Origin of the sequence: Bradyrhizobium sp. Ai1a-2 (genome assembly GCF_000426245.1) — a bacterium.
Taxonomy (GTDB): domain Bacteria; phylum Pseudomonadota; class Alphaproteobacteria; order Rhizobiales; family Xanthobacteraceae; genus Bradyrhizobium.
This window is the reverse complement of record NZ_AUEZ01000098.1, coordinates 1-21,471: the sequence shown is the minus strand read 5'-3', so window position 1 is coordinate 21,471 and position 21,471 is coordinate 1. Positions and strand designations below refer to the sequence as shown.

Here is a 21,471-nt window from a genome sequence, read left to right as displayed (position 1 = left end):
CGGCAGCACCAACTGGCCCAAACGCGCCCGGCGCCGCCAGTCGTGCACCTGCTGGGGCCGGCAGCCATGGCGACGGGCGACGTCTGTGACAACCGCCCCCGGCTCGAGGCTTTCCGCGGCAATCTGTGCCTTCAAATCATCCGGCCACCGCTTGCGACCTGCGCCAGCATACACTTCGATACGCGGCGACAACGGTCGTCTTATGTCATCCGAATGGTCGTCCATTGTAAGCACCCTTGCTGAAGATGACTCTTCTAACGGTGCTCTTAAGACCCCGCACAAACAATCCGACGGGCCTCTGCGCTACGCTTACGTTCCATTCGCCGAACGCTTCGGGCAGATCACGCCACGGCGAACCGGTTCGCACGATCCATAACACGCCCTCGACAAACATCCGGTTGTCGCGGCCTGTCGAACCACGCTGGTCCGGCCGACCGATGATCAAGCCGGAGATACGGTCCCATTGCCTGTCGCTCAGAACGAGCCGATCCGTAACGCCCAAGGCTTCCTCCTAAAAGAAAGCCTTGAATCACGTTCCATCTGATTTGAGAATCCCAAGAGTCCACACAGCCTAGAGCGTTTTCGAGCGAAGTGGATACCGGTTCGCGTGAAGAAAACGCGTGAAAACAAGAATCTAGAGCTTCGGTTCTGATTCAATCAGAACCGGAAATGCTCTAGTGCCTGGTCTCAACGGCAACTTATTGAGAGCAAAGCCGCAATGTAAGTCGGCAGCGTTCGCTCGTTCGTATGCGCTTGCGGAATCATTTGCGCCGGCAATCCATGATTGCAGACAAAGAGAATTAGTATCGCATCGCGTGACCATCTCATTGACTCCATCGATCCGGCAGCGTAGTGTAATACAACGTGACGTTGATTATTTCGCACAGCACATTTTGCAAATTCACGAAGTTTCAGAAGCGATTAGTCGTCGAAAGATTTGATGGCGGCTAAACGCCAAATCGATAGGTAAGAAAGTCAGTATTCGGATTTGGACAACAGCACGCACATCGTTGTGCTCCCACCATCCGAGTTCGGAATGATGCCCGATAGCTGAGTTGACGGAGAGTTGCTCGAATAGATGAGCGGCTTTCGTAGCCGTTTTTGTCTAGCGGGCGGCACCAGACTGCCGCGAAGAGCGGAAGAGCGCACGTCTAAAATTGCGACTGCATGCTTCACACGACACGCCCAGCGGATCGTGACGGGAAGCTATTCGTTCAAGACACCATGTTCAAACAGAGCGAGGAGAGGACGATGTCGTTAGACGCAAAGCAATTGGCACAGGAAATTACGCAGACCGTTCGCGCCGCCGCGGCGGCTCACCCAGCCGGTGGCGCAGCGGCTGAGGCAGTTGGTGGTGATTTTTGTTCAATTTGGCCCAAAGCGAAGCCCGTTCTCGAATTGCTGGCTGGCATTGTGGCATTTATTCCCGGACTCGGCGCAACTGCAGGAGCCGTACTGCAGGGCCTCATAAAGGTCGGAGATAAAATTGCCGAGCAGGCGTGCCACTAAGGCGTCCGACGTGAAAGCTGAAATTGTGGAGTAGTCGAGGGCTGAGCCGCCACTTCGAAACCCTGCGACGTCGGTCGGCTTTCCGCGCTACCCGGGGAGTTGATCTCCCCGCTCCTGTTAAGCGCTGACAGCTTCATTCTGAAGAGACTTGCCGCTCGGGACCTCGGCTCTCGATGCCACGGACGTCGAGAGCGACAACCGGAGACAGAGTAACTCACGCAAGCCTTCGAGGGGGCGCAGATGACTGTCGCTGGTCGCTTGCATCCGGTGCAGACACTGACACCCGCAAGACCAGTGGCAGCGCAACTTGCCGGCAGCGATGCGAGATCGTCAGGATCGCTGCAAGAGTTCGTCGTAGAAGAGCAGCTTCAATCGGAGTGGACGCAGTGCAGGGTAGCTGCGGCCGAACTCGCCCCACTCAATTCCCGAATATGCTGAAGAGCCCGCCCGGCCGCTGCTGGGGTGGAGGTGGTGGCGGTTGGGGCTGCGCCGGCGGTTGCTGGTATTGCGGCTGCTGCTGGGGTGGCGGACGCGGGGCGGCCTGCTTCTGCGCCGGCGGCTTCTTCTGTGCCGCAGGTGGCGGGGTCGGCTGCTTCGGCAGATCGGGCGCCGCGTTGACGATGGTCTGCTCCGGTCCTTTGCAGTCGGTCAGCCAGATATCGTAGATCGGATGCTCGACACCGTGCAGGCCCGGACTTGCAGCGAACATCCAGCCCGAAAAAATCCGCTTCACCTCGCCCTGCAGCGTGATCTCGTCGACCTCGACAAACGCGTCAGTGTTGGCGGCTTCCGTCGAGGGCCGCGTGTAGCAGGCGTCCGTCTTCACGCGGAGCGCACCGAACTGCACGGTCTCCCCGATGTCCTCCTCGAAATTGATGATGCGCCCGGTGATCTTGTCGAGCCCGGAGAAGCTCGCCTTCTTGTTCGCGATCTTGGTCGACGGCGGCTCGCTCACCACCTCGTCGCCGGGCTGCAGCGTTGCCGGCGTCTGCGGCACGCTCTTGGGCTGGCGCTGTCCGGGCGGCAGTCCCGGCAACGGATTGGCGCCGGGCGGCGCATTGGCCACGTTGGGAGCACCGGGCGATGGCGGCTGTACAGCCACCGCGGGCGGTGCGTTGGGCGGAGGCCCCTGAGTCCCCGGAGGCGGCGCCAAGGGCTGTGACTGGAAGCTGCCCGGCGGCGGCACACCCTGCCCCGGCGGCGGCCGGTTCGGCGTTGGCAGCAACCGACCGCGCGGCAATTCCGGCACTTCCTCCTCGTCCTCGGGAGCCACCTGCTGGCCACCGCGCGGAATCGCGCCCGGCGGGCGTGGGGCGGGATCGGAGAAAATAGTACCGATCTGCGCGCGCGCGGGCGGCGCAAGCGCGACAGTCGAGGCGGCGATCAGGGCCGCAAAGCCAGTCAGGGCAACGGTTCGGGGCATCTCGCGCGGCTTCAAGGAACGAATCGGGCTTTCGACATACTAAATCAATTATTGGCTAGGGCCGCTCGCAGGATCACCGGTTAACACGCCGAATACGGCGGGGAAAGGGCGGGCATCCGCCGCTGGTCAGGCTCCCTGCCCCATGAAATAGTTCCGGCCTCCACTAAACGTGCGCAGACCGCAACGCGGAAAACAGCAAAAATCCGGAAATCGCAACCGGACGATCCAGAGGAAGCCCGTACACATGCCTGTCGTTCTTGATCCCGATGCCGCTGCCGTCTTCAAGGCCTTTCAGGAGGCCGGCCGACCCGCTTACGAAACACTGACCGCCCCCGAAGCACGCGCGTACTACTCGCAGGCGCGCTTTGTCAGCAATCCGGAGCCGCCGGAGCTGGCACAGGTCGAGCCGCTGTCGATCCCCGCGCCGCACGGCACGATCCCGGCGCGGATCTACCGGCCGAAGAAGCTGCGCCAGAAGGACGGGCTGTCGCCTGCGCTGGTGTTCTTCCACGGCGGTGGTTGGGTGATCGGCGATCTCGACACACATGATGTGGTCTGCAGGAAGCTTGCCGATGAAGGCGAGCTGATCGTGATCTCCGTCGACTATCGTCTGGCGCCCGAGCACAAATTCCCTGCGGCCGTCGACGATGCGATCGCGGCCACAAAATGGGTGGCGGCAAACGCGAAGCAGCTCGGCATCGATGCCGCGCGCCTGAGCGTCGGCGGCGACAGCGCCGGCGGCAATCTCGCGGCAGTCGTGTCAATCGCTGCGCGCGACGGCAACGGTCCTGCAATCGCGGGACAAGTGCTGATCTATCCCGCGGTCGATTTCGCGATGACGCATCCCTCGCACAGCGAACCCGAAACCAGCATCCTGCTCACGCACTCCGTCATCGGCTGGTTTCGCGATCATTATCTCCGCAGCGCCGCCGACGCGCATGATTGGCGCGCTTCGCCGGCGCGTGCGACGACCCTGATCGGCCTGCCGCCGGCCTATGTGCTGACCGCCGGCGCCGATCCCTTGCGCGATGAAGGCAACGAATATGCCGAACGCCTCAAGGCGGCTGGTGTACCCGTCACCTACAAGCACTTCCCCGGCCAGTTCCACGGCTTCTTCACTATGGGAAAATTGCTCAACCAGGCCAACGTCGCAGCAAGCGACATCAGTGCGTGGCTGAAACTGCTCAACTGAGTTAGGCGAACGGATCCCGGAGATCGAGCGACGGGAACTTTCTAAAATCCCGATCGTTGGAATACAGGGTCCGAACGCCATGCTGAAACAGGATGGCTGCAAGATGGACGTCAGGAACGAGGTTTCCTCGGACCGGCGTTTCGCCCGCAACGTGTTTGTAGGCGTCCAGAAAGCCATCGAGCTCGGATACCGCCCGCACGTGTGGGAGCGCAAGAAGCACCCTGATATTGGCGAGCGCTTCATCCGGTGAGAGCGGCGCCGAGAAAATCCGCGAATGGGTGGCAATCCGCAAATACGACATCAGCGTTGGCCAAGTTAGGCAAAGTATCTCCGGACCGGACGCACAAGTTTCGATAAATCGACGAGCGCGGTCATGGAGGCCACTTGATCGATCAGACGCGTAAAGAAGCACGTTGACGTCGAGCGAGTAGCTCACGACCGATCCGAGTCGAGAATAGCGTGGACGGCTTCCTTATCGGACAGGTCTACCAGGGCCTTCATTGGACGAGAGGTCCATCGAAACGGAGACCTCGCGCGCGATGGGCGACGGGTTGCGAGCGCTTCGGCGAGCAACTCAGAGACGATCGCACCCATTGAGCGGCCTTCCTTTTCGTGGATGGCCTTGACCTCGCGAAGGATGGGGTCATCAATATCGATCGTGGTACGCATGATGTTTGATGTTATTAAATGGAGCATCCGATGTCAACGGTGGACGCGCCGCGCTATGGGCTACCCCGCCCTCGCCGCCCGCCGCATCGATTGCGGCGGCTGGCCGAAGGCGCGGATGAAGGCGCGGCGCATCCGCTCGGGATCGCGGAAGCCGGTCGCCTCCGCGACGCGCTCGATGGCTTCTCCCGAGGACTGTACGCGCTGCCGCGCCACCTCTATGCGCAGGCGCTCCACCGCTTTCGATGGCGTCGTGCCGGTCTCCGCGACGAAGGCGCGGGTGAAGTGGCGCGAGCTCATGCCGGCCTTCTCCGCCATGTCCTCGACCGTCAGCGGCGCATCGAGATGCTCGCGCGCCCAGGCGAGCAGCGGGCCGAAGCGGCCGTTTGAAGCCTTCAACTCCAACAGGGAGGAGAATTGCGACTGGCCGCCGCTGCGGCGGTGATAGAGCACGAGATGTCGCGCGGTCTTCTGCGCGATCTCCTCGCCATAGTCTTCGGTGATCATCGCCAGCGCCAGGTCGATCCCGGCGGTGATCCCGGCAGAGGTCCAGATGTTGTCGTCGCGGGTGAAGATACGATCCGGCTCGAGCTTCACTTTCGGATAGGCGGAAAGGAAATGCTTGGTCCGCTGCCAATGCGTGGTGGCGCGACGGCCATCGAGCAAGCCGGCCTCCGCGAGGATATAGGCGCCCGAGCAGACGCTCGCGATGCGGACACCGCGCTTGGACAGCATGCGCACGAAGGCCAGCGTCTTGGCGCACTTCGCCGCCGTCCGCACGCCCTCGCCGCCCGCGACCACCAATGTCGTGATCGCCGCCGATGGCCGGAGCCCTCGCGCGAACATCTCAGCGCCTGAGGACGAGCGCACCGGCCCCGGCGTCACCGCGATCACCTTCAGCGCTGGCGGATTGTCGACAGAGCGCGTGGCGATCTCGAAAGCCGAGATCGGGCCGGCAGCATCCAGCAACTGAAATTCCGGAAAGATGAGGACGCCAATCATCGAACCTTCTCCTGTCGATCTCCGGGACGCGCGATAGTCCTGAAACGGGTGTCCCGAAATGAGGGAATTATGCCATTTTGGACATGAGGCCACCATGCCATTCTGTCGCGGTCAACCGATATTGAGGTGCTCTCATGTCCACCCCGCTGCAAATCGGACTTCTGGTGTTTCCAAAGGTGACGCAGCTCGATCTCACCGGTCCACTGCAGGTGTTCTCCTCCGTGCCCGGGGCCAAAGTGCATCTGGTGTGGAAACGGATCGAGCCGGTGCCGAGCGATACCGCGCTGGCGCTGATGCCGACGATCAGCTTCGCCGACTGCCCGCAGCTCGACGTGATCTGCGTCCCCGGCGGCATGGGCACCGACGATATGGTCAACGACGAGGAGATGCTCGCCTTCCTGCGCAAGCAGGCCGAGGGAGCGAGATACGTCACCTCGGTCTGCACGGGATCGCTCGTGCTCGGCGCCGCCGGCCTGCTCAAAGGGTACCGCGCCGCGACGCACTGGTCGGCGATCGATTTCCTCGCCGCGTTCGGCGCGATCCCGGCGCGAACTCGGGTTTGCGTCGACCGCAACCGCATCACCGGCGGCGGCGTCACCGCCGGCATCGATTTCGCGCTGACACTGGTGTCGGAGCTCATCGACCGCAGGACGGCGGAAGCCATCCAGCTGCGTCTCGAATACAACCCGAAGCCGCCGTTCAATGCCGGCTCGCCGGACACTGCGCCGGCCGAGATCCTCGCCTTCATGAGAGAGAAGATGGCGGCATCGCAAGCGCGCCGCGGCGAGATGATCGCCCGCGCCGCGGCACGGCTTGGATAATCTCGACGCAAAGAAAAAGGCCGCCAGGTTTCCCGGGCGGCCTTTCCTGTCTTACGGTAGCCTCACATTAACGGGCGATTTCAGGACGTCTGCACCAGGGGCCTATGTCCCGGCCGCATCCCACTCGGAGGCCGCTGCTTATCGGGGCAGTCGCGATTCTGGAGCCCGATCCGACGCGATGGTCATCCACCTCCGTAAGATGTTCCTATTGAGCTCCGATCCCGCGTGAGGCGCAAGGAGGCCGTGTTGCCCGTCCCCGCTGTTACCGCTGTTCACAGGCACGCGTGCGCCGCACGCGCAATTGCGCGCTCGCACAACGTACGAATGAAGTTGATTCAGCCCGCGGGCGTCCAGGGCTGGTAGTCGCCGGTCGCCTTCGGTCGGCGGCCGCTCGCCAGGGTCGAGCCGGACGGACGATATGCCTCCGGTGTGCCCGTCATGTTCGGCACATGCGGCTTTTCCCATTCCTGCGGCGTGTACTTCTCTTCGGTCGGCGGCAAGTCGACGACGTGATGCAGCCAGCCATGCCACGACGGCGGCACCCGCGAGGCTTCGGCGTAGCCGTTATAGATCACCCAGCGGCGCTCGAAGTGCAGCACCGGATCGATCTTGCCACCACGGGTGCGATAGTAGCGATTGCCCTGCTCGTCCGTGCCGACCAGTTCGCCGAAGCGCCAGGTCCAGAGCTGCGTGCCAAAGGTCTGGCCGTTCCACCACGTGAAGAATTTGAGCAGGAATTGTTTCATGAAGCGCCGGCCGGTTCGGAATCCTTGGGCTCTGATGCCACCGGCGGATCGAATTGTCCAGATTGCCGCACGCGTTGTGACCGAGAGCGGAACATCACGGCGCAGTGTTGGCGGCCAATTGTCGCGGAATTCAGTCTAACCCGTTCATTTGCCATACAGTTCCTATCTGACAGCTTGAGGTCCCGCGCTCGCACCGGCGTGGGGACTCGGGAACCCCGGCCCCCAGTAAGGGTTGGGTCATGTCCCGCAGATTGGAGTCCGAACACATGATCAATCTCAAGATTCTAAGTACCGCTGCGGCGCTCGCGCTGGCGGTACCGCTCGTCATTCCGAGCGAAGGTTTTGCCCAAGGCACCAAGTTCTCGGCTGGACGGGTCGGCGGCGGCGGAGGCTTTGCAGGCGGCGGCGGTGGATTCCGCGGGGGCGGCTTTGCCGGTGGTGGCGGAGGCTTCCGAGGTGGCGGAGCAGCCATTGGAGGCGGCGGCTTCCGAGGCGGCGGCGCAGCCATTGGAGGCGGCGGCTACCGCGGCGGCTTTGCCGCCGGTGGCGCTGGCCTTGGCACCAAGTTCGCAGGCACTCCCGGCTTCCGCGGCGGCGCCGTAGCCAATCCCGGCTGGAGTGGCGGCCGGCCCGGATGGAGCGGCGGGTATCGGCCCGGCTGGCGCGGCGGCTACTATGGTCACCGCCGCTACGGGGTTTGGCCTGGTGTTGCTGCAGGTGCCGTGATCGGCGGCGCACTCGCGTCGAGCGCCTATTATGACGACTACTACGGGTATGGATACGGATCGGGCTACTACGACGACGGCTACTACGATGACAGCGCTGCGGTAGCGGTCGCGCCCGGCGGCGGTGACGCCTCCTACTGCGCGCAGCGCTACAAGTCCTACGATCCGGCATCGGGTACCTATCTCGGCTATGATGGTCAGCGTCATCCCTGCCCCTGATCGATTGATTCCTCGCGCGTGAAAAAAGGGCGGCGAAAGCCGCCCTTTCTTGTTGAGAGGTTGCCTCCAGCATCGCGAACGTGAATTCCGCTGCAAGCAAATCCGTATGCACGGCATCTTGCAGACGTGCTAACGCGCTTCCGTCTTAATGAGAGAGTCGACCGTGCGGGTCGGCATATACCGATATCAACTCAACAAGAGGATCCGTCGTGCCGCGCGTTCTCGTGGTCGATGACGACCCCATGGTGTGTGCCGCCATCGAGGTCTGTCTGAAGCGCAAGGGTTTTGACGTTACCGTCGCCGACGGCGGCGAAGCCGGGATGGTTGCGCTCGAAGATCGAAGCTTCGATGTGATGCTGGTCGATGTCTTCATGCCGCATATGAGCGGCTTCGAATCGATCCGGATCTTTCACGAACGCGCACCTGATATCCCGATCATCGCGATGTCCGGCTACGCCTTCGCCAACGCCCAGCGTGCGCCGGACTTCCTGCGCATGACGCTCGAACTCGGCGCGACGCGCTGCCTGCGCAAGCCGTTCACACCCCAGGCGCTGGTCACCGCTGTCAACGAGTGCCTCGGCAAATCAGCGGCATCGACCCGCCTCTCGAAGTAACAAGGCGGTCGATCGACTAAGAGCGCGTGGCGAGCACCACGGCGGCGAGCGTGAAGACGAGCGCTGCGATCTGCGTCGGCCCGAGCGGCTCGCCCAGTGTGATTGCGGACGCCACCACGCCGATCACCGGCACCGCCATGGTGCCGATTGCCGCGATCGAGGCCGGCAATCGCCTGAGCGCGGCGAACCAGCTCACATAGGCGATGCAGAACTGGATCACGACGGAATAGACGAGAAGCCACCAGCCGAGCGTCGTCACGCGATCGAGATGCGAGGTCTCGATCAGAAGACCGACCACGGCCACCGGCAAACAGCCGAGCCCGATTTGCCAGGCCGCCGCCGGGATCGGCTCCATCTTCAACGGCAGCCTTTTGGCGAGCACCGTGCCGAGCGCAAAGCCGAAGGAGCCGGTGATCGCCATGATGATTCCCGGCAGCTTTTCGCGGCTCGCGGACATGCCGTCGCCGCCCATGATGACGGCGAGCCCGGCAAAGGCCATCACCAGCGCGATCGTGCGGAGCAGTGTCGGCCGTTCGCCGAGCACGGGCCAGGCCAGCATCGAGGCCCACACCGGCATGGTGTAGGCGATCAGCGCCGCTTCGCTGGCCGGCAGCCAGAGCAGCGCCAGCCCCATCAGCACCATCCAGCCAGTGACGTTCAGCAGCGCCGCCAACATCAGGCGCAGCCACATCTCGCGCCCGACCAGCAGGCTCTGCCCGCGAATGACCGCAAGCACGGCCAGCAGCGCGGCGCCCACCACTCCGGTCGAGCCGCGCAGCGTCAGCGGCGGCAGTTCGCTTAGCAGGTACTTTGTCACCGGCCAGTTGAAGCCCCAGCCCACCGAAGTGATGGCGAGGAACAAGAAGCCCGCGGGCGCGAGTCGGCCGCGCGCGGTCGGTTTTGATTCTGTCATGGAGCCCGGCAGGGAATGGAATCGTCAGCCACCATGCCTTCCATTTGGGCGGCCGACCATGCGGCCGCCAGCATGCCTGCCCGTAGTTCCTCCGTATGCTCACGTGAGTCCTGGGAATTCAATCCATCAGGCGCCAAAAATACCTGCCCTGTGAAAAGCGGGCGAAGCGTTGTTCCACAGCACCCATGAGATTTTTTTCTCTTGGGAATCCCTGAGGACTCACTGATACTTGGCTCGATCACGGGCGCGGCACTGGCCCCTGTTTTCCTCCCTTTTCCACCATATTTAGTATTTGATTCAGGAACTCGTACTAGTCCTTGACGGGCGTCACGGACTTGGCCTAGCTTTCCTCCTGTTCGGCGCGAGTGTGTTTCGGGTCCCCGCCGGTCGCTCCCAAAAGGGTCCAGAACGACCACTCCACCAGCCGCAGCAGGCTGCGGGTGAAGGGCTTTGCTGCCCGCGATTTCGGAAATTCCTCCCGGAATTTCCCGGGCATTTTGGGACGCCAATAACGAGCCGAAAAAGGCTCATCGGTGACCTCGCGTTACGAGTTTTGGGGCGTTGAACGCATGACCCGAACGGTCCGCCTGGGCCGGTCCGGGCACATGCCGCCGCCGGATCGGCGCCAGCCGAATCCTGCGGTCGAGAGAAACAGGCCGGTCCACCGGCTGAGCTGGCGGGACTCTGGCCCCCACCCTTCGGCGAAGGGATGGGACCGGGGGCTCGCTCTAGGGATAACATTTCCGGACCACCCTTGCGCCAATGCAGGGAGGCCGGGCAGACGACGGGGCACGACGCATGCTTATCGAACGGCGCAACACCACTGCCGGACAATCTCCTTACGCTGGGATCAATTTCAGGCTGACCACGTCTGAGATCCGCAATCCCGATGGCTCCGTCGTGTTCCGCGCGGACAATGTCGAGGTGCCCGAGTTCTGGTCGCAGGTCGCCTCCGACGTGCTCGCGCAGAAGTATTTCCGCAAAGCCGGCGTCGCTGCGCGCCTCAAGAAGGTCGAGGAAGAGACTGTCCCCTCATGGCTGTGGCGCTCGGTGCCCGACACCGAGGCGCTGGCGCTGTTGCCCGAGAGCGAGCGCTATATCGGCGAGACCTCGGCAAGACAGGTGTTCGATCGTCTTGCCGGCTGCTGGACCTATTGGGGCTGGAAGGGCGGCTACTTCTCCTCGGATGAGGACGCCCAGGCCTTCTTCGACGAGATCCGCTTCCAGCTCGCAAAGCAGATGGTGGCGCCGAACTCGCCGCAATGGTTCAACACCGGCCTGCACTGGGCCTATGGCATCGACGGCCCCGGCCAGGGCCACTATTACGTCGACTACAAGACCGGCAAGCTGACCAAGTCCAAATCCGCTTACGAGCATCCGCAGCCGCACGCCTGCTTCATCCAGGGCATCGAGGACGACCTCGTCAACGACGGCGGCATCATGGACCTCTGGGTGCGCGAGGCGCGCCTGTTCAAATACGGCTCCGGCACCGGCTCGAACTTCTCGCGCCTGCGCGGCGAAGGCGAAAGGCTCTCCGGCGGCGGCCGCTCGTCGGGCCTGATGAGCTTCCTCAAGATCGGCGACCGCGCTGCAGGCGCGATCAAGTCCGGCGGCACCACGCGCCGCGCGGCCAAGATGGTCGTGGTTGACATCGATCACCCCGACATCGAGACCTATATCGACTGGAAGGTGAAGGAGGAGCAGAAGGTCGCCGCCCTCGTCACCGGCTCCAAGATCAACCAGAAGCACCTGAAGGCGGTGCTGAAGGCCTGCGTCAACTGCGAAGGCTCGGGCGACGACTGCTTCGATCCCGAGAAGAACCCAGCGCTCCGCCGCGAGATCAAGCTCGCGCGCCGCGCCATGGTGCCCGACAACTACATCAAGCGGGTGATCCAGTTCGCCAGGCAAGGCTACAAGGACCTCCAGTTCGACATCTACGACACCGACTGGGATTCGGAGGCCTATCTCACCGTCTCCGGCCAGAACTCCAACAATTCGGTCTCGCTGAAGGATGACTTCCTGCGCGCTGTCGAGACCGACGGCGACTGGAACCTGATCGCCCGCACCAACAGGAAGGTGACGAAGACGCTGAAGGCGCGCGATCTCTGGGAGAAGATCGGCTACGCCGCCTGGGCCTCGGCCGATCCGGGCCTGCACTTCAACACCACGATGAACGACTGGCACACCTGCAAGGCGTCCGGCGACATCCGCGCGTCCAATCCGTGCTCGGAGTACATGTTCCTGGACGACACCGCCTGCAACCTGGCGTCCGCGAACCTGCTCACCTTCTACAGCACCACGACCAAGCGTTTCGACATCGAGTCGTACGAGCATCTGTGCCGGCTCTGGACCATCGCGCTCGAGATTTCCGTGCTGATGGCGCAATTCCCCTCGAAGGCGATCGCGGAGCTCTCCTACGAATTCCGCACGCTCGGCCTCGGCTTCGCCAATATCGGCGGCCTCCTGATGACCATGGGCCTGCCCTATGACTCCAGGGAAGGCCGCGCGCTCTGCGGTGCGCTGACCGCTGTGATGACCGGCATCGCCTACAAGACCTCGGCCGAGATGGCGGGCGAGCTCGGCACCTTCCCCGGCTACAAGAAGAACGCGGCCCACATGCTGCGGGTGATCCGCAACCACCGCCGCGCCGCCCACGGCAACGCGTCCGGCTATGAGGCGCTCGCGGTCAACCCGGTGCCGCTCGACCACGCCTCCTGCCCCCAGGCCGACATCGTCACGCATGCGACGAGGGCCTGGGACGATGCGCTCGCACTCGGCGAGACCAATGGCTATCGCAACGCCCAGACCACGGTGGTGGCGCCGACCGGCACGATCGGCCTGGTGATGGATTGCGACACCACCGGCATCGAGCCTGATTTCGCGCTGGTGAAGTTCAAGAATCTCGCCGGCGGCGGCTACTTCAAGATCATCAACCAGGCGGTGCCGGCAGCCTTGCGCACGCTCGGCTATCGCGAGAGCGAGATCGCGGAGATCGAGGCCTACGCCGTCGGCCACGGCTCGCTGTCCAACGCGCCGGGCATCAATGCCTCTACGCTGAAGGCAAAAGGCTTCACCGACGAAGCCATCGCCAAGGTGGAGAAGGCGCTACCGACCGCCTTCGACATCAAGTTCGCCTTCAACAAGTGGACCTTCGGCGAGGACTTCATCCGCGACACGCTCGGCATCGGCACTGAAGCCATCGCTGCCCCCGGCTTCGACCTGCTCTCGGCGGTCGGCTTCTCCAAGCGCGAGATCGAGGCGGCCAACGTCCACATCTGCGGCGCGATGACCGTGGAAGGCGCCCCGCATCTTAGGCCTGAGCACTATCCGGTGTTCGACTGCGCCAACCCCTGCGGCAAGATCGGCAAGCGCTACCTCTCGGTCGAGAGCCACATCCGCATGATGGCGGCGTCCCAGCCGTTCATCTCGGGCGCGATCTCCAAGACCATCAACATGCCGAACGACGCCACGGTGGAGGACTGCAAGTCCGCCTACCTGCTGTCGTGGAAGCTGGCGCTGAAGGCCAACGCGCTCTACCGCGATGGCTCGAAGCTGTCGCAGCCGCTCAACTCGCAGCTCATCAGCGATGACGAGGACGAGGACGATGCGGTGGAAGCGCTCTACGAGAAGCCGGTCGCCGCGCGCGCCGCGCAGGTGTCCGAGAAGATCGTCGAGAAACTGGTCGAGCGCATCGTCGTGATGCGTGAGCGCGAGAAGATGCCGGATCGCCGCAAGGGCTACACCCAGAAGGCGGTGGTCGGCGGCCACAAGGTCTATCTCCGAACCGGCGAATATGACGACGGCCGCCTCGGCGAGATCTTCATCGATATGCACAAGGAAGGCGCGGCGCTCCGCTCCTTCATCAACAACTTCGCGATCGCGGTCTCGCTCGGCCTGCAATACGGCGTGCCGCTCGATGAATATGTCGACGCCTTCACCTTCACCCGCTTCGAGCCCGCGGGCCCGGTGCAGGGCAACGACTCCATCAAGTATGCGACCTCGATCCTCGACTATGTCTTCCGCGAGCTCGCGGTGAGCTATCTCGCCCGCTTCGACCTCGCCCATGTCGATCCCAACGAGAGCGGCTTCGACGCGCTCGGCAAGGGCGTCGAGGAAGGCAAGGACCCGGAGGGGCCGCAGCACCAGGCGACGAAGTACCTGTCACGCGGCCTCACCCGCTCGCGCACCGACAACCTCGTCGTCATGCGCGGCGGCTCGACCGCCGTCAGCCAGACCACCGACAACGCCCCCGCCGGCGGCTCCCGCGTCACCGCCCTCTCCTCGCAAAGCGCGCCGTCCCGCGTCTCCGACACCATCGAAGGCGCAGTGGCGTTGAAGCAGGAGACGGAGCACGACCTCTCGCCCGCGGAAAAGGTGGGCCACTGGAGCAAGGCCGGCACCGCCGCTGCGGTAGCACCGACGAAGGCCGAACGCCGCGCGGAAGCAAAGGCCAAGGGCTACGAAGGCGAGATGTGCTCGGAGTGCGGCAACTTCACGCTGGTGCGGAATGGGACGTGTATGAAGTGTGATACGTGCGGAAGTACAACCGGCTGCAGTTGATATTCCGACTTAGGAAAAACGGTCGTTTTCGACTGTTCAACGCGGATAGTGCGCCCCCAGAATTTGATATTCCGACTTGAAGCAGAAAACCCCGCCAGCAATGGCGGGGTTTTCATTTTGGACGAGTCTCGGGTTCGAGCATTTACCGGCCGACATGAGGTGGAGCTATTGCACCTCGAACCGTCTAGCCTGCCATGCTCTCTGAGTAGATGTCCTTCAGCGACATGGAGAAGCCAACTGCCGTCAGGTCGATAACCGCTTCGGCGTCGGCGAGGTTCAATCTATCGTAGCCGCCTTCGGTCTGAGCATCGTGCTGGACCGCCATGCGTTCGGCGTCGACGAGGAGGATGTGCCGGATTGTCGGCAAATTCCAATAGTACGAGTGCTTGAGACGTTCATCGCGGGACTTCGATTCGGGCGACATAACCTCGATCACGACGATTGGATCGTCGATGTAGGTACGATCTCCGATCGGACCGCGGCGGACCAGAATATCGGGACGAAGTTCGGTCTCTCGGGATTCCTCGTCGCGACGAACCGCCATGCGGACGTAGGTGCGGCACCCGATGCGATCCATCGCTGGCTTGAGCGCGCCGACGATGTTCGCCACGATCTGTTCGTGGTTCTCCGTGAAATCTTCGAGCGCAGTCCGATCGCCTGCCAGCATCTCGAACTCGCGGTCGTCGTCGCACTCGGATGATTCGTCATCCGCCGCCGGTCCGAGGTTTTCAAACATCGCGCGCCGCGCGGCATACTCCTCGTCGGTCTCGCCCGGTACCCGGTCGAGCTCATAATGCTCCAACGAAAACCGCGGCGTCTCCGGAACCTCCTGGTCCAAGTCAATTTGGCAGCAGCTTGCTGCCAAATTGGAACCCGCCGTAAGTCATTGCCAAACCATGCAAATATCCCGGAATTGTGCGACCGCAACAGAGTCGGATCGACATCTCCCAATTAGCAATACCGGGTAGATGCTAGACTTTTCGCGGTTAATGTGCTAGTTTATATCATCAGATATCTATCAGCCTAGGAACTACAAAATCCGTGCACACTCCAATGACCAGGGAGCAGCGGCGGCTGGTGGAAACCATGCGTTCCACGACCTTCGACTTCAGCGCTCTCGCCCGATCGCGGGACGAGTTCGGCGGAGGCATGCAGTGGCTCAAGGTCAAGAAGTTTGAATATCTGACCCGGTACCGGCGGAATCCCGTCACAGGGGAGCAGAAGGCGACTTCGATCGGACGCCGATCGCCAGAGACTGAGGGGATCTACGACCGCTTCATCACGGGCCGCGCCGATCTGGACCGGCAGATGGACGCACTCCGGCCGGAACTGGCCGAACAGGCCCGAATGGCGAAGGCGCTCCGGCTCTCGCGCGCACCTTCGGAGATTGGTGACGTTGCGCGCGCGATCGGCCTCTCCGAGATGATCGACCACATCACGATCATCGGCGAGGCCGCGGTCTACAGCTACGAATGCGAGATGGCCGCGCTCCTTCCGCGTGAGATCTTGCCCGACGGTGGTATGGACTTGCTGGTCGCCGGCGTGCATCCGACCGACGTGATCGACGAGATGATTGCGGTGTTGAGGCGCGCCCGGATCGAGGTGCAGCGTGCCCGTCTGAGCCGCGACAAGGCGGCGGTCGAGCTCAAGACCGAGGAAGGCCTGAGCGTCCGGCTCTACACGATATCGACGCTGGATAACCTGGTCGATCAATACGCACAGGTAGCTTCGTACGGTGCTGAGGCGGTGCGCTGGGCCCTCGACCAACCAGTGATGCGTTCGATCCTGATTGATCGGAACGGGCGAGCCGCCTTGGTCGCGGTGCTCGAGCCGCGGGCGTATTGCATGCTGCGCTTCATGGCTCTCGACGTCGAGGAGATGTCGCTGATCCGGCGCGAGTCCTCGACCGAGCTCAACGCCGCAGTAGTGAAGCTCGTCCACGAGCGATGGACAGAGCCTTTCGCTGAGGACCACGTCCAGACGATAGGCCCGCTCCAGGATGCCTTGGGCGATGACGGCCCTTCGGCGCCAAGGATGTAGTCGCGGAAGTTTTTCAAGGATTCGATTACCACGTCGCCATCCCGGCGACGCCGCTAACTTCTGGTTGAGGTTTGGGCGTGATGTTGCGACCAGGTTCAAGTACAGGGGGCGCGGATCCGGCGAAGACCGGAGCGTTTCAAATCAATTGCGGCGGCGCCTCGATCCGAGGCGCACATCGTCCTATCGCGAAGCGCAACAGGTCTAGCGTGCGCCCATCCCGGGCGCGCGATGCCGGCCGCCAATGCGGCATGGTCAAGGTTTTCCAAGCGATATCGAGAATTCAGCGAGAAGCAGGTCCGAAAGGTCCAGGACGCGGTCTTCGCCGAAATCTCGACCGGCGGCGTGGTCGATCCCACACGTCTGCGCCTCTTAGTCGCCAACGGGACCATCACCAGTGAACAGGAGCGGCGGCTTCAGGATTTCAGGCAGCGGACCCGGCTTGGTCTCGGGTGTCTCGATCCAACCAATCCGCCGCGCCAGGTTGCACCTGACCACAAGGCCGGTGCTCTGTGCCGAGTACAGCGCTGCACGGGCTGCCAGCATGGCGTCGTGTTCAAGGAGAGTCTATGGGCCCAATTGCGGACTCGCGATCATGTCCTGCGACGGCGAACCGTGCGCTGAGCCCTGCTTTCGGTAAGTAATGATGGCAGCTTCTTCGGTCGGACGACTTAAGCCCGACCTTTGATCTCGGCCTCCGTAGCGCGCCGAAGATCGGCATTCGACAACGCGGCGAGCTTCTTCATACTGAAACCCTCGACCAAGAGAATAGGGTCGCTCACGAAGGCGAAATGGGCCAGACGTTTCTCCGTCTCAACGTACCAAACGAAGTTCCCGGACGACATGCGCAATCCCGCGTAAAGTTTTTGGACGGTCTCCCCCGTCCTCAGCTTCTGGCAAAGCAACTCCGCGCACGCGAGTATAGGCAATTGGCGGGCGACCTGAATCGCATCGGCGACGTGCTGCTCAGGCAGTCGCGCGATCTCTTTTTGCACCTTGCTGGAAAGAAAACTGAATTCGTCGAAAAGGTCAGCGTGCTGAAGCTTCATGTGTTCGCCGAGAATTTCTTGGGTGAGCCTGCGCCCGTCCTGCATGTAGAGCTCGTGGAGCAAGACGACGTCTTCGAGCAAGAAGGCAATGAGGGGCCCCTGCGCGGTGTGGATGGTCCATTCTATGCGCTGCCGTTCGCCCGGCACCTTGGCGTCGCGGTCAGCCCTGCGGATCCCGACGACGGGCAAATATCCCGCCGCAGTGCAGAGAAGTTGCCCCGCTACCCATAGCGGATCGACAAGTCTTGCAAGCAGCACCTCGCGCTTGCGGACGGCGAAGCCCGGCTCACGCGAGCCCAAGACCTGCCGAAAAATGACCACTTGTTGTCTCCTGCGCCCATCATGTGCCCACGCAGCCGCGATCTCGCGGCGCGAGCGGAAAGTTTCTTTCAATGTCAGCGCTTGGGGGTAAGGCCGAGTACGTCGACAAAATACACGTGATGACCACCTGAAGACAATCTTCCTTTGGTGGGACAGGAACATGACGATGTGGGCCAGGGGTCAATAGCGGCGATCGAAGGGCCCCACAAGTCCAGGCTATCCCAGAAAGCCGATGATCTGGCGAAGTCTCGGTCTTAGGGGACGTACTTTGCTCACTGCCTCGCATCTGGTTGCCGAGTCCGGGAATCCAGACGGTGTGATTCCAGCGACTAGCGGACAAGCTAGGGGAGATACTTTGCCCAGCGCCGCAAGCACGAAGGCCGCTCTAAAGAGCGGCCTTTTTGTGAACCTTCACCCATAACGACACTCTACCGAGCCGTACAGACTGAGCGCGCGATGACGTTTAGTTTTTCGATACAAACCCCGTCCGGCCCCAAGAGTTTTCATCTCGAACCGGCAACGTCGCTGTTGTTCGTCGGTGCTAATGGCAGCGGAAAGACGAGACTCGCAGTCAAGATCGAGGAAGATCTGGGTGAAAAATCTCACCGTATCTCTGCGCATCGCGCCCTAAACTTAAATCCTTCAGTACCCAAGATAGATGAGCGCGCCGCTCTGTTCGGTTTAAGGACTGGTCATCCTTTCGCAGGGACATCAGCTCAGATGCGTGGTGGTGGCGCTGGCAAAGTAACGCCGCGATTTATCTGCTTAATGACTATGACTTTCTGCTCCAGGGCCGTAGGGCGGATTTGGCGAAGCATGATCCGCCGCTCCCCCGCGTGCGCGAAATGCGCTTCGTCGACGCGGTCTGCGGAGGACAAAGGAATGGAGCGTCGCGCGCCAGCCTTGCCGCTGACGGCCGCACAGGCATCCGGTCACCCCGGTCCTGAACCACTACAAGTGAATCGTGCGCAGTCCTGGTAGACACCCCGACACTCGAACGATGGCAACTGTTTCATACGACGGCAGCCCTTAGGGCGGACTAGCGTCAGCGTAATCCGCCGCTCACTCTCCGTACATCGGCGGGTTACGCTTCGCTAACCCGCCCTACGCACTGCGGCCTCACCGACCGGCGGAGCACCTGGAATCTCGCACTCCGCAGGGCTGTCGAGGAGACCGTCCCTGAGCTCCAGGAAATTTTGTGACTTCCAGTAGTCATAAGCGCCCAGCGTGAGCAGCGGGTCGAACGCCGTCTGCCCTGCCGTGAAGAGCTGCATGCCGAGCGCGATGGTGTGTTCATATACGACCGTAGCGAATGCCGGTCGCTATGCTGCGACAATCGCCACAAGCCGCGAACCCAAGGTCATTATCTCATCGCGTTACCAGTTACTGGGATCAGACACATTGCCGGAAGGACCAACGTCATTCTTAGGATTGTACCCGGAATCATGCAGATTCCGCATATGCATCCCGTGGTGACCGATGTTGTCATTGAGACTGGCATTGGCATTGAGCAAAGCCGGACTGATCGTAGCGCCCATCACTGCGGCGCGATGATGATGGGTCCGGTGTTGTTGAGCTGCTGCTTGTGCGTCAGACACTGAAAGAAGAGAAGCAGTTGCGATCACAATAGGAATGACGTTTTTCATGATCACGCTCCTGTGAAATACCAGCTCGTAAAAAAACGACGTGAGGTTAGCAAGCGGATGGCATGACTTCTTGGACTTTCGCGCACCGAACAACAAAAGGCTCGTACGTAAAAAACTAACGCCTTGCGCTTTTTGGTCGAACGCTACGACCAAAGCGAAAGCTTGCCAGATATAGATTCCCCCATCACGGTCGGAGAGCCCTCGGACGCCAAAGGAGGAAGGTTGAAAATATCAGCGCGCAGTCCGTAGGGCGGATTAGCGTCAGCGTAATCCGCCACTCACTCTCCGTACATCGGCGGGTTACGCTGCGCTAACCCGCCCTACGCGCTCAGCCAATCCGCCCGCGCGCTCTACCGCTGCCGTTGCGCCAGATAGAATCCGGACAGCACCAGGACCAGCCCCGTCGCCTGCAGCGCGGTCGGAGGTTCGCCGAGCAGGAGCCAACCGACGAGCAGGGTCAGCGCCGGCACCATTGCCGGGAAGACGGCGGCGCGGGCGACGCCTAGAAGCTGGATCGAGAATGCGAACAGATACATCGCCGCAGGGCCCGCCAGAACCCCCTGCCCCACGGCCTGCAGCGCGTTTTCGCCGAGGCCCAGCGCGATCACGCGGCCGAGCCCGCCGGATGCCGCATAGACCGGCAGCAGCAGGAGCGACACCACGCTGATGACGGTGGCCGCGGAAAAGGCGGAGACGCGCCAATGGCGGAGCAGCGTGCCGAACACCGCGAACATCAGTCCGGTCAGAACGAAGATCAGATCGCCCAGCACGCCGTGGGGCCCGATATGGCCGATCGATTCAGCCCCGATCACGGCCAGGCCGCCGACGATGACGACCGCCCCGAACACCCGCGAAAACGAAATTCGCTCCCTCAGCAAAACCGCGGCGAGAAACAGGCCGCCGAGCGTCGCGCAGGAAGGCTGGATGAGGCTGCCATGCCCCAGCGGCACGAACAGGAAGCCGGTATAGCTGATGATTGACATCACGGGTCCGCCGAGCACCATCAGCGCCAGTCCACGGCCCCATCCGATGCCGCAGAGATTGCCTATTCCGGCGCGAAGCACGAGCGGCAGGAACGCGATGCCCGACCACACGTAGCGATGCATCAGCAGGTCCGCGGGCGTGAATCCGACTTTCAGCCCGTGCCGTGTCGAGACGAACCCGAGCGCCCAGCACAACGCCGCGCCAAGGCCGCAGGCGACCCCGAGCAAGGCCTGTTTCGCATCCGTTTCTTGGGTTGGAGCATCGGCGCCGATGGTCGGCTTGGTCATCGCCGACGCTTACGGCAGCCGCCGCAGCGGATCAACCCACGGCCATGCAAGGCTGACGGGCGCATGGGCCGATTGGCGCCCTGCCATCGTCATCGTCATTGCGAGGAGCGCAGCGACGAAGCAATCCATGCCTCCGCTTGCGGCGTTATCGATCGCTTCGCGGAGCCTGTCATCGGGCGGCGCTACGCGCCGACCCGGTGGCTCGCAATGACGATGTGGTTGCGTTGAGCGCGACATAACAACCCGACGGGCAAATCAGGACGAAAGTCTGTCCAGACCCTCGCACAAAAACATTCCGCTTCCGTCGTCGGGCAAATCAGTGATTTAACTCCGCGCGTCTCACCCGATGAGAGGGGCGTTGCGCAACGTCACGAACGCGCGGTGAGATGCGGTGGACGCGACGGCTCGCGACAGACGAGCGCGGTTGTTCGCGGACGGCGAAGTCGTGTGGTCCCGGCGCCCCGACGCTGGCGCTAAGTCCTGGGGGATGGAAACGTCCCTAAGGGTGACGGTGGCAAGAAAGCCCGGTCACCGGCTATCCGATTCACACATTTTCGAGCCTCAAAGTGGTGCCGTATTTGATGCGGCGGAAGGCTTCGAGGCCTAGGCGCATCACCTTTGGGCCAGGCTTTCCGTAATAGGCGGTCCATCCTCCGAGCCGAGCAATGACCCACGCAGCGAAGGCGAGCGTGCCTTTTGGATGTGGGTTCTTTTGCTTCGCGGTAGTCCCCTCGAGTTGAGAAGACACGGCTTCCAG

The 21,471-nt window shown here is 62.4% G+C and carries 20 protein-coding genes and 2 pseudogenes; 7 read left to right on the top strand and 15 right to left on the bottom strand.

The genetic code is table 11. The features are described from left to right. Both K288_RS51310 and K288_RS51305 read right to left on the bottom strand, forming a co-directional pair. A partial coding sequence (locus K288_RS51310; RefSeq protein WP_152535867.1) for a transposase occupies positions 1 to 225 on the bottom strand: 225 nt, incomplete at its 3' end. 70 nt (positions 226 to 295) lie between these two features. Then, positions 296 to 502: pseudogene (locus K288_RS51305) on the bottom strand (transposase); the annotation flags it as partial. Positions 503 to 1,251: 749 nt separating this feature from the next. On the opposite strand from K288_RS51305, the gene K288_RS0137780 reads away from it, so the two are divergent. Next, the gene (locus K288_RS0137780; RefSeq protein ID WP_152535866.1) at positions 1,252 to 1,509 is read left to right on the top strand and encodes a hypothetical protein; all 258 of its coding nucleotides are present in this window, start codon (positions 1,252 to 1,254) and stop codon (positions 1,507 to 1,509) included. Positions 1,510 to 1,927: 418 nt separating this feature from the next. Here the strand turns inward: K288_RS0137780 and K288_RS0137775 are convergent, their stop codons facing one another. Continuing rightward, the gene (locus K288_RS0137775; protein WP_043161772.1) at positions 1,928 to 2,932 is read right to left on the bottom strand and encodes a DUF2155 domain-containing protein; all 1,005 of its coding nucleotides are present in this window, start codon (positions 2,930 to 2,932) and stop codon (positions 1,928 to 1,930) included. Positions 2,933 to 3,176: 244 nt separating this feature from the next. On the opposite strand from K288_RS0137775, the gene K288_RS0137770 reads away from it, so the two are divergent. After that, on the top strand, positions 3,177 to 4,124 hold the full coding sequence (locus K288_RS0137770) for an alpha/beta hydrolase (RefSeq protein ID WP_027584151.1): 948 nt from the start codon (positions 3,177 to 3,179) through the stop codon (positions 4,122 to 4,124). A gap of 1 nt (position 4,125) precedes the next feature. Here the strand turns inward: K288_RS0137770 and K288_RS0137765 are convergent, their stop codons facing one another. The 3 genes from K288_RS0137765 to K288_RS0137755 are packed head-to-tail and all read right to left on the bottom strand — an operon-like array spanning position 4,126 to position 5,792. Further along, on the bottom strand, positions 4,126 to 4,560 hold the full coding sequence (locus K288_RS0137765; RefSeq protein ID WP_027584150.1) for a TA system VapC family ribonuclease toxin: 435 nt from the start codon (positions 4,558 to 4,560) through the stop codon (positions 4,126 to 4,128). Beyond that, complete coding sequence (locus K288_RS0137760) at positions 4,557 to 4,793, bottom strand: hypothetical protein (RefSeq protein ID WP_027584149.1); 237 nt, start codon at positions 4,791 to 4,793, stop codon at positions 4,557 to 4,559. Before K288_RS0137760 ends, K288_RS0137765 begins: the two co-directional genes overlap by 4 nt. 60 nt (positions 4,794 to 4,853) lie before the next feature. Continuing rightward, on the bottom strand, positions 4,854 to 5,792 hold the full coding sequence (locus tag K288_RS0137755; RefSeq protein WP_027584148.1) for a GlxA family transcriptional regulator: 939 nt from the start codon (positions 5,790 to 5,792) through the stop codon (positions 4,854 to 4,856). A 134-nt stretch (positions 5,793 to 5,926) separates the two neighbouring features. On the opposite strand from K288_RS0137755, the gene K288_RS0137750 reads away from it, so the two are divergent. Beyond that, positions 5,927 to 6,613 carry a DJ-1/PfpI family protein gene (locus tag K288_RS0137750; protein ID WP_027584147.1) on the top strand — a complete coding sequence of 229 codons (687 nt, stop codon included), beginning with the start codon at positions 5,927 to 5,929 and terminating at the stop codon, positions 6,611 to 6,613. Between the two features lie 335 nt (positions 6,614 to 6,948). Here the strand turns inward: K288_RS0137750 and K288_RS0137745 are convergent, their stop codons facing one another. Continuing rightward, positions 6,949 to 7,359, bottom strand: a complete 411-nt coding sequence (locus K288_RS0137745; protein WP_027584146.1) for an NADH:ubiquinone oxidoreductase subunit NDUFA12 — start codon at positions 7,357 to 7,359, stop codon at positions 6,949 to 6,951. A 266-nt stretch (positions 7,360 to 7,625) separates the two neighbouring features. On the opposite strand from K288_RS0137745, the gene K288_RS0137740 reads away from it, so the two are divergent. Together K288_RS0137740 and K288_RS0137735 are read left to right on the top strand one after the other, a co-directional pair. Beyond that, positions 7,626 to 8,303 (top strand): BA14K family protein, encoded by a 678-nt coding sequence (locus K288_RS0137740; protein ID WP_027584145.1) that lies wholly within the window; start codon positions 7,626 to 7,628, stop codon positions 8,301 to 8,303. A gap of 209 nt (positions 8,304 to 8,512) precedes the next feature. Further along, positions 8,513 to 8,917, top strand: coding sequence for a response regulator (locus tag K288_RS0137735; RefSeq protein ID WP_043161768.1), 405 nt, complete (start codon positions 8,513 to 8,515; stop codon positions 8,915 to 8,917). 16 nt (positions 8,918 to 8,933) lie between these two features. Here the strand turns inward: K288_RS0137735 and K288_RS0137730 are convergent, their stop codons facing one another. After that, the gene (locus K288_RS0137730; RefSeq protein ID WP_027584143.1) at positions 8,934 to 9,830 is read right to left on the bottom strand and encodes a DMT family transporter; all 897 of its coding nucleotides are present in this window, start codon (positions 9,828 to 9,830) and stop codon (positions 8,934 to 8,936) included. Between the two features lie 340 nt (positions 9,831 to 10,170). Continuing rightward, positions 10,171 to 10,326, bottom strand: a complete 156-nt coding sequence (locus K288_RS53825; RefSeq protein ID WP_160169054.1) for a hypothetical protein — start codon at positions 10,324 to 10,326, stop codon at positions 10,171 to 10,173. 302 nt (positions 10,327 to 10,628) lie between these two features. Here K288_RS53825 and K288_RS0137725 point away from each other — a divergent pair, with 302 nt between their 5' ends. Beyond that, positions 10,629 to 14,390, top strand: a complete 3,762-nt coding sequence (locus tag K288_RS0137725; RefSeq protein ID WP_027584142.1) for a vitamin B12-dependent ribonucleotide reductase — start codon at positions 10,629 to 10,631, stop codon at positions 14,388 to 14,390. A 184-nt stretch (positions 14,391 to 14,574) separates the two neighbouring features. Here K288_RS0137725 and K288_RS47830 read toward each other — a convergent pair whose 3' ends face one another. Further along, complete coding sequence (locus K288_RS47830) at positions 14,575 to 15,228, bottom strand: Uma2 family endonuclease (protein WP_051334963.1); 654 nt, start codon at positions 15,226 to 15,228, stop codon at positions 14,575 to 14,577. 248 nt (positions 15,229 to 15,476) lie between these two features. On the opposite strand from K288_RS47830, the gene K288_RS0137715 reads away from it, so the two are divergent. Beyond that, positions 15,477 to 16,430, top strand: coding sequence for a GSU2403 family nucleotidyltransferase fold protein (locus K288_RS0137715; RefSeq protein WP_201449787.1), 954 nt, complete (start codon positions 15,477 to 15,479; stop codon positions 16,428 to 16,430). A gap of 369 nt (positions 16,431 to 16,799) precedes the next feature. On the opposite strand, the gene K288_RS54355 is transcribed toward K288_RS0137715, so the two are convergent. From K288_RS54355 to K288_RS54525, 5 genes and pseudogenes are all read right to left on the bottom strand, one after another. Then, positions 16,800 to 16,973 carry a hypothetical protein gene (locus K288_RS54355; RefSeq protein WP_201449786.1) on the bottom strand — a complete coding sequence of 58 codons (174 nt, stop codon included), beginning with the start codon at positions 16,971 to 16,973 and terminating at the stop codon, positions 16,800 to 16,802. Positions 16,974 to 17,098: 125 nt separating this feature from the next. Beyond that, complete coding sequence (locus K288_RS0137705) at positions 17,099 to 17,797, bottom strand: hypothetical protein (protein ID WP_152535864.1); 699 nt, start codon at positions 17,795 to 17,797, stop codon at positions 17,099 to 17,101. Between the two features lie 1,376 nt (positions 17,798 to 19,173). Further along, complete coding sequence (locus tag K288_RS52955) at positions 19,174 to 19,443, bottom strand: hypothetical protein (RefSeq protein ID WP_152535863.1); 270 nt, start codon at positions 19,441 to 19,443, stop codon at positions 19,174 to 19,176. A 350-nt stretch (positions 19,444 to 19,793) separates the two neighbouring features. After that, a complete protein-coding gene (locus K288_RS0137690; RefSeq protein WP_027584138.1) occupies positions 19,794 to 20,714 on the bottom strand; it encodes a DMT family transporter in 921 nt (306 codons plus the stop codon). Between the two features lie 544 nt (positions 20,715 to 21,258). After that, positions 21,259 to 21,471 (bottom strand): annotated as a pseudogene (locus K288_RS54525) (transposase); the annotation flags it as partial.

Coding starts and splice junctions, on each gene's coding strand:
- K288_RS0137780 (WP_152535866.1), top strand. CDS start 1,252: ATGTCGTTAGACGCAAAGCAATTGGCACAGGAAATTACGCAGACCGTT.
- K288_RS0137775 (WP_043161772.1), bottom strand. CDS start 2,932: ATGCCCCGAACCGTTGCCCTGACTGGCTTTGCGGCCCTGATCGCCGCC.
- K288_RS0137770 (WP_027584151.1), top strand. CDS start 3,177: ATGCCTGTCGTTCTTGATCCCGATGCCGCTGCCGTCTTCAAGGCCTTT.
- K288_RS0137760 (WP_027584149.1), bottom strand. CDS start 4,793: ATGCGTACCACGATCGATATTGATGACCCCATCCTTCGCGAGGTCAAG.
- K288_RS0137755 (WP_027584148.1), bottom strand. CDS start 5,792: ATGATTGGCGTCCTCATCTTTCCGGAATTTCAGTTGCTGGATGCTGCC.
- K288_RS0137750 (WP_027584147.1), top strand. CDS start 5,927: ATGTCCACCCCGCTGCAAATCGGACTTCTGGTGTTTCCAAAGGTGACG.
- K288_RS0137745 (WP_027584146.1), bottom strand. CDS start 7,359: ATGAAACAATTCCTGCTCAAATTCTTCACGTGGTGGAACGGCCAGACC.
- K288_RS0137740 (WP_027584145.1), top strand. CDS start 7,626: ATGATCAATCTCAAGATTCTAAGTACCGCTGCGGCGCTCGCGCTGGCG.
- K288_RS0137730 (WP_027584143.1), bottom strand. CDS start 9,830: ATGACAGAATCAAAACCGACCGCGCGCGGCCGACTCGCGCCCGCGGGC.
- K288_RS53825 (WP_160169054.1), bottom strand. CDS start 10,326: ATGCCCGGGAAATTCCGGGAGGAATTTCCGAAATCGCGGGCAGCAAAG.
- K288_RS0137725 (WP_027584142.1), top strand. CDS start 10,629: ATGCTTATCGAACGGCGCAACACCACTGCCGGACAATCTCCTTACGCT.
- K288_RS0137715 (WP_201449787.1), top strand. CDS start 15,477: ATGCGTTCCACGACCTTCGACTTCAGCGCTCTCGCCCGATCGCGGGAC.
- K288_RS54355 (WP_201449786.1), bottom strand. CDS start 16,973: ATGCTGGCAGCCCGTGCAGCGCTGTACTCGGCACAGAGCACCGGCCTT.
- K288_RS52955 (WP_152535863.1), bottom strand. CDS start 19,443: ATGAAAAACGTCATTCCTATTGTGATCGCAACTGCTTCTCTTCTTTCA.
- K288_RS0137690 (WP_027584138.1), bottom strand. CDS start 20,714: ATGACCAAGCCGACCATCGGCGCCGATGCTCCAACCCAAGAAACGGAT.